Source organism: Streptomyces sp. NPDC058373 (assembly GCF_042723275.1).
GTDB lineage: Bacteria > Actinomycetota > Actinomycetes > Streptomycetales > Streptomycetaceae > Streptomyces.
This window is the reverse complement of sequence record NZ_JBHXJE010000064.1, coordinates 20,577-27,424: the sequence shown is the minus strand read 5'-3', so window position 1 is coordinate 27,424 and position 6,848 is coordinate 20,577. Positions and strand designations below refer to the sequence as shown.

Here is a 6,848-nt window from a genome sequence, read left to right as displayed (position 1 = left end):
GGGGCCCGCAAGAGCCCCCGGCCCGGGGCGCCGCCGCGCCCGCCCGGGGGGCGGACCCGCGTGCCGTACCGTCCGAAGGTCACGGGATGGCAAAACATCCCGGCCGGACCCATCCGCCCCCCGCCCCGCCCCGAATCCCGTGAGCAGTGGTCATACTGCGCCCGGACCCCGGCGAAGGAGAACGCGTGAAGGAACCCGTCCGCATCGGCCCGCCCCCCTCGGCGGCGCCCGACCTGGAGGAGTTGATGGGCCAGGTCGCCGTCGGCGACCGGGATGCCTTCACCACCGTGTACGACGCGGTGGCCGGCCCCGTCCTCGGCCTGGTCCGCAGCGTGCTGCGAGATCCGGCGCAGTCCGAGGAGGTCACCCAGGAGGTCCTGGTAGAGGTGTGGCGCACCGCCGCGCGCTTCCGGCCCGCCCGGGGCACCGTCATGACCTGGGTGCTGACCCTGGCCCACCGGCGCGCCGTCGACCGGGTCCGCTCCGCGCAGGCCGCCGCCGACCGGGAGGAGCGGGCCGCCCTGCTCGACCGCACCCCCGCCTTCGACGAGGTCGCCGAGCAGGTCGAGACCCGGCTGGAGCGCGAGCAGGTCCGCCGCTGCCTGCGTACCCTCACCGAACTGCAGCGCGAGTCGGTCAGTCTCGCGTACTACCGCGGCCTCGCCTACCGCGAGGTCGCCGAACTGCTCACGGTGCCGCTGGGCACCGTGAAGACCCGCCTGCGCGACGGCCTGATCCGGCTGCGCGACTGCCTGGGGGTGAGCGTATGACGACCGCCGAGCTCCACACGCTGACCGGCGCCTACGCGCTGCACGCCCTCTCCGACGAGGAGCGCGCCGACTTCGACCGCCACCTCGCCGACTGCCCGGCCTGTGCCACCGAGGTCGCCGAACTCACCGCCACGGCGGCCCGGCTGGGGCTCGCCGTGGCCGCCGCTCCCCCGGCGGGGATGAAGGAGCAGGTGCTGCGCCGCATCGGCGAGGTGCGCCAGGAGTCGCCCCGCACGGCCGCGCGCGGTGGACCGCCCCGGGGCGGGCGCACCCGCCGGTTCACCGGTTTCGCTCTCGCAGCCTGCCTCGCGGCAGCCGCCGGGCTCGGCGGGGTCGCCGTCTGGCAGCACCAGGAGGCCGACCAGGCGCGGCAGCGGGCCGAGGTGGCGGAGCGCCAGGCCACCTCGGTGGCCCGGGTGCTGGCCGCCCCCGACGCCCGCTCGGAGTCGGCGGAGCTGTTCGGGGGGACGCGTGCGACGGTCGTCGTCTCCGCCTCGCTGGACGAGGCGGTGCTGCTCGCCGCCGACATGCCCGCGCCGCCCGAGGGCAAGGTCTACCAGCTCTGGTTCGACGACGGCGGCACCATGCGCTCCGCCGGGCTGATGCCGCCCTCCCGCGACGAGGGGGTGGAGGCCGTCCGTCTGGAAGGAGGGGTCGGCGAGGCGTCCGGTGTCGGCATCACCGTCGAACCGCCGGGCGGCTCCCCGCAGCCGACATCCGACCCGCTCGGTCTGCTGAACCTGCCGGCCTGACCCGTCGGCAGGCCACGCCGCCGCCCTCGTCCACCTGCTGTCCCGGTGGACGGGGGCGGCTCTCTTCTGCCCGCCGTCAACTCCCGCGTGCCTTCCATCACCTGAGGAGGCGGCAGGTCAGCGGCGGTGCGCGAAGAAGTTCTCACTCCATGGGGTGACAGACCAATCCCTTGCCGCCGTGGCGCCGAATAGCTGATGTGACCCAAGAGACGAGCACCGCATCGCGCAGGCGCACCCGGCTGGCCCGGGTGGCGCTCGCCGCCCTTTCCGGGGTGATCGCGGCGTTCGCGGCGCTCTGCGTCGGCGAACTCCTCTCGGCGGCGGTACGCCCCGAGTCGAGCCCCGTCACCGCCGTGGGCGGCGCCGTGGTCGACCGGACGCCCCCGGAGGTCAAGGACTGGGCGGTGCGCACCTTCGGCACCGCCGACAAGCTGGTCCTGCTGGGGAGCATCCTGGTCCTGCTGGTCCTCTTCGCCGCCGTGGTCGGAGTGGTCGCCCGCCGCCACCGCCCCGCCGGCGTCGCGGGAGTCCTGGTGTTCGGCGTCGTCGGCGCCGTGGCCGCGCTCAGCCGCGCGGGTTCCGGATGGCTCGACACGCTGCCCGCAGCGGGCGGCGCCGTGGCCGGCGCGGCCGTGCTGTGGCTGCTGACCGGCCGCCTCACCGGCACCGGAGCGAGGGCGGACGAGATCCCCCGCGACCGGGCCGCCCTCGACCGGCGCGGCTTCGTGCTGGCGGCCGGCGCCTCGGTGGCCGTGTCGGCGGGAGCCGGGTTCGCCGGGCGCCGGCTGGGCGCCTCGGGCGCCGCCGAGGCGGAGGCGTCCCGCGCCCGGGTCCGGCTGCCGAGGCCCGCCTCGTCCGCCCGGCCGATCCCGGCGGCAGCCCGCCCCGAGGTGAAGGGCCTCAGCCCCTTCACCACCCCGAACCGCGACTTCTACCGCGTCGACACCGCGCTGGTCGTCCCCCGGGTGGACGCCGGGAGCTGGCGGCTGAAGGTCCACGGCGAGGGGGTCCGCCGCCCGCTGGAGCTGGACTTCCAACAGCTGCTGCGCCGCGACATGATCGAGCGCGACATCACCCTGACCTGCGTCTCCAACGAGGTCGGCGGCCCGTACGTGAGCAGCGCCCGCTGGCTCGGCGTACCGCTGGCCCCGCTGCTGGAGGAGGCCGGGGTCCGCCCGCCGTCCCGGGGCGGCCCCGCCGACCAGTTGGTCTCCCGCTCGGTCGACGGCATGACCATCGGCACGCCGGTCGACACGGTCATGGACGGCCGCGACGCGATCCTCGCCGTCGGCATGAACGGCGAACCGCTGCCGTTCCGGCACGGCTTCCCGGTCCGCATGGTGGTGCCGGGCCTGTACGGCTACGTCTCCGCCTGCAAGTGGCTCCAGGAGCTGGAGCTGACCACCTTCGACGCCTTCGACCCGTACTGGGTCCGGCGCACCTGGGCCCGTGAGGCGCCCGTCAAGACCCAGTCGCGGATCGACACCCCGCGCCCCTTCGCCCGGCTCCGCGCGGGAACCGTGCGGGTCGCCGGGGTGGCGTGGGCGCAGCACCGCGGCATCCGCAAGGTCGAGGTCCGCGTCGACGGCGGGCCGTGGCAGGAGGCCCGGCTCGCCGCCCAGGCCAACCTCGACACCTGGCGCCAGTGGGTCTGGGAGTGGCCCGCCACCGAGGGCAGCCACACCCTCGAGGTGCGCGCCACCGACGCCACCGGCACCCCGCAGACTTCTCGCCGCCAGGGCACCGTGCCCGACGGCGCGACCGGCCTCCATTCGGTGGTGGTCAGCGTGGACTGAACGTCACCGACCACCGCCCGGGGCCTGTGAGGGCTTCCATCCGAGGGCCCGTTCCGACCGGTCCGTCCGTATCCCGCAGTACACGAGAGCCGCCCAGGCGGTTCACCGACAAGGAGCACCACCATGTTCACCACTCGTATCCGCCGTACCGCCGTCGCCGTCGCCGCCGCCGCGATCCTGCCCGTGAGCCTTGCGGCCTGCTCCGGCGAGAGCAACGACAGCGGCGCCGAGTCCCCGTCGTCCGCCGCCTCGCAGAAGAGCCCCGAGAAGTCCGAGGAGGGCGGCAAGGCGCAGGCCCCGGCGGAGCCGTTCGGCCCGGCCTGTGCCTCCGTCCCGAAGGACGGCGCGGGCAGCTTCGACGGCATGGCCAAGGACCCGGTCGCCACCGCCGCGTCGAACAACCCGGAGCTGTCCACCCTGGTCACCGCGGTCAAGAAGGCGGGTCTGGTCGACACGCTGAACAACGCCGAGGACATCACCGTCTTCGCGCCCACCAACGACGCCTTCGCCAAGATCCCCAAGGCCGACCTCGACAAGCTCCTCGCCGACAAGGAGGAGCTGACCAAGGTCCTCACCTACCACGTGGTGGGCCAGAAGGTGGCTCCGAAGCAGATGGAGGACGGCTCCTTCGAGACGCTGGAGAAGAGCAAGCTCACCACCATGGGCTCCGGCACCGACTACACCGTCAACGACGCCTCCAAGGTCGTCTGCGGCAACGTGCCGACCGCCAACGCCACCGTCTACATCGTCGACAGCGTCCTGATGCCCCAGGCGAGCTGAACCGCCGCCCGGGAGTGAGTGACGGCGCGGCCACACGGCCGTGAACCAGGGCGGAGGGTGCCCCGCGGGTGCCCTCCGCCCTTCCGCGTGCCGCCGCCCCGGGCCCTCGTAGGCTGGCGGAATGAGCCGAAGATCCCGCCGCACCCCCGCCCCGCTGCCGCAGCGCGACGGCATCGGGCCCGTCCGGGTCCGGCTGCCGCCGGCGGGTACGTGGGCGACGGTCCGGGACCATCTGGCCGAGCGGCTGCCGGTGACGGCCGCCGAGGTCGACGCGCTGTTCGCGGAGGGCGGGGTGGTCACCGACGACGGGCTTCCGGTCGCCGCCGACGCGCCGTACGTCCCCGGCGGGCAGGTGTGGTTCCACCGCGGGCGGGCCGAGGAGGTCCCGGCGCCGTACCCGCCGGTGGTGCGGTACCGCGACGAGCATCTCGTGGTGGTGGACAAGCCGCACTTCCTCGCCACCACACCGCGCGGCCGCCATGTCACCCAGACCGCCCTGGCCCTGCTCCGCACCCGCCTTCGGCTGCCGGAGCTGAGCCCCGCCCACCGCCTGGACCGGCTCACCGCCGGCCTCGTCCTCTTCACCGTCCGCCCCACCGAACGCGGCGCCTACCAGCGGCTGTTCGGCGAACGCCGGGTCCACAAGGAGTACGAGGCGGTGGCCGGGTACGACCCCGCGCTGGCTCTGCCCCGCACGGTCCGCAGCCGGATCCTCAAGGAGCGCGGGGTGATCGCCGCCCAGGAGGTGGAGGGCGAGCCCAACGCCGAGACCCGCGTCGAACTGCTCGCCCACCACGGCTCGCTGGGCCGCTACCGCCTGCTGCCGCACACCGGCCGCACCCACCAGTTGCGGGTCCACCTGTGTTCCCTGGGCCTGCCGATCCTCGGCGACCCGGTCTACCCCGAGGTCACCGACCCGGCCCCCGACGACTTCCGCCGCCCGCTCCAGCTCCTCTCCCGCACCCTGGCGTTCACCGACCCGGTGACGGGCGAGGAGCGGCACTTCACCAGCGCCCGCGAACTGACGGCGTGGACGGAGTACGACCGGTGGGCCCACGGCGTGCCAGGACCCGCGGGCGAAACCCGGCCGCCCACCGCCTGACCCTGCGGGGGGCGCGGAAGGACGGGTGGGCGGCCCGGGTACGTCCGGACCGCCCGCCCGCCGCCGGGTCCCGCGCGGTCAGCTGCCGCGCACCCACCGCACGAGCCGGCTCCAGGCGCCACCCTGCGCCGGTACGGGGGCCGGCGCCGCGGCGGCGGGTGCCGCCTGCGGCGGGACGGCGCCCGCGGCCGGTCCGCGCGGAGCGGGCGAGGAGATCTCCCAGTCGGTGCGGGAGGAGCTCTTCTGGCCGGGGGGAGCGCTGATCTCCATCGGCTGGCGGGGGCTGAAGACCACCGGGAGCTCCACGAGATGGCTGCTGATCAGCGAGTTGGTCCAGTGCAGCTCGGTCTCGGGGACGGCCAGCTCGACGTCGGGCAGCCGCATCAGCAGCGCGTCCACCCCGGTGTCGGCGATGGCCCGGCCGAGGTCGTCGCCGGGGCATTCGTAGACGCCGCCGCCGAAGGCGAGGTGGGCCCGGTTCCCCTGCATGTTGGCCTCCAGGTCCGGGCGGACCACCGGGTCGACGTTGGCCGCGGCGATGTTGAGCAGCAGCGCGTCGCCCTTCTTGATCTGCTGGCCGCCCAGCTCGGCGTCCTGGACCGCGAAGTAGCCGAGCATGGCGCTGAACGGCGGCTGGTCCCAGAGGGTCTGCTCCACCGCCTCGGGCACGGTCATCTGGCCGCCGTTGAGCTGGGCGCGGAAACGCGGGTCGGTCAGGACCATCCGCAGCACGTTGGCGGTGAGGTTGGAGGTGGCCTCGTAGGCGGCGATGAGGACCAGGCGCAGGTGCTGGGCGACCTCGTCGTCGGTGAGGCGGGCCTCGTCCTCCAGGAGGCTGCTGGTGAAGTCGTCGTCGGGCTTGGCCCGGCGGCGGGCCACGTGGCGCTCCAGGATCCCCATGATGGCGGCGTTGGAGGCGTTGGCCGTCTCGGTGCCCTGGAGCATGTCGCGGGCGGCGTCGACCATCCGCTCGTTGTACTCCTCGGGCAGGCCGAGGACGTCGAGCATCACCAGCATCGGCAGGTGGTCGGTGAACTGGCTGACCAGGTCGGCGCGGCCGTCCTGCCCGAACTCGTTGACCAGGCGGTTGCTGTGCCGGTTGATGGCGCGGCGGACCCCGCGGTGGTCGATCTGCTTCATGGCGTTGTTGACGGCGCCGCGCAGCCGCTCGCGTTCGGCGCCCTCGGCGAAGGAGCAGATGGGCTGCCAGGCGAAGAGCGGGGTGAGCGGGTGGTCGGGGCCGAGCGTGCCGTCCTGGACCAGCCGCCAGCGGCGGGAGTTGCGGGTGTAGACCGAGTGGGTCCGCAGCATGTGCAGGTTCTCGCTGTGGCCGAGGACCACCCAGATCGGCACGTCGTCGTGGAGGAGCGCCGGGGCGACCGGGCCGTGCTCGGCGCGGAGCTTCTCGAAGAGCCCGGCGGCGTCGCGCTCGGCCTCGGGCCCGTACAGGCGGCGCAGTCCGCCGGCCCCGAACGGCCCGATCGGGGCCGTGGCGTGGGCGGGGCAGCCGGGGGGCGGCCCGGCGGGGGTGCCGGGGAAGGAATGAGGGGTCGAGGAGGTCGTCACGGTGGATGCTCCGATAAGGGTCGGGCGGCTGGGCGGCGGGCGGGCACGGCGGTGCGGCGGCCTCGGCCGGGTGCGCGAGGGG

At 74.7% G+C, this 6,848-nt stretch carries 6 protein-coding genes; 5 read left to right on the top strand and 1 reads right to left on the bottom strand.

Annotation, left to right across the window (positions count from 1 at the left end; translation table 11 throughout):
* The first annotated feature begins 185 nt into the window (after window positions 1-185).
* The 5 genes from ACFWMZ_RS26240 to ACFWMZ_RS26220 all read left to right on the top strand — a co-directional run bounded on the left by ACFWMZ_RS26240 (window position 186) and on the right by ACFWMZ_RS26220 (window position 5,200).
* The gene (locus tag ACFWMZ_RS26240; RefSeq protein WP_383183349.1) at window positions 186-770 is read left to right on the top strand and encodes a sigma-70 family RNA polymerase sigma factor; all 585 of its coding nucleotides are present in this window, start codon (window positions 186-188) and stop codon (window positions 768-770) included.
* The gene (locus ACFWMZ_RS26235) at window positions 767-1,522 is read left to right on the top strand and encodes an anti-sigma factor domain-containing protein (protein WP_383204562.1); all 756 of its coding nucleotides are present in this window, start codon (window positions 767-769) and stop codon (window positions 1,520-1,522) included. Before ACFWMZ_RS26240 ends, ACFWMZ_RS26235 begins: the two co-directional genes overlap by 4 nt.
* A gap of 197 nt (window positions 1,523-1,719) precedes the next feature.
* Window positions 1,720-3,318, top strand: a complete 1,599-nt coding sequence (locus ACFWMZ_RS26230; protein ID WP_383204559.1) for a molybdopterin-dependent oxidoreductase — start codon at window positions 1,720-1,722, stop codon at window positions 3,316-3,318.
* Between the two features lie 123 nt (window positions 3,319-3,441).
* Complete coding sequence (locus tag ACFWMZ_RS26225) at window positions 3,442-4,098, top strand: fasciclin domain-containing protein (protein WP_383183343.1); 657 nt, start codon at window positions 3,442-3,444, stop codon at window positions 4,096-4,098.
* Between the two features lie 121 nt (window positions 4,099-4,219).
* Entirely contained in the window at window positions 4,220-5,200 is a 981-nt protein-coding gene (locus ACFWMZ_RS26220) for a pseudouridine synthase (protein WP_383204556.1), read from the top strand.
* Between the two features lie 78 nt (window positions 5,201-5,278).
* Here the strand turns inward: ACFWMZ_RS26220 and ACFWMZ_RS26215 are convergent, their stop codons facing one another.
* Window positions 5,279-6,766, bottom strand: coding sequence for a cytochrome P450 (locus ACFWMZ_RS26215; protein ID WP_383183339.1), 1,488 nt, complete (start codon window positions 6,764-6,766; stop codon window positions 5,279-5,281).
* Window positions 6,767-6,848 lie beyond the last annotated feature (82 nt).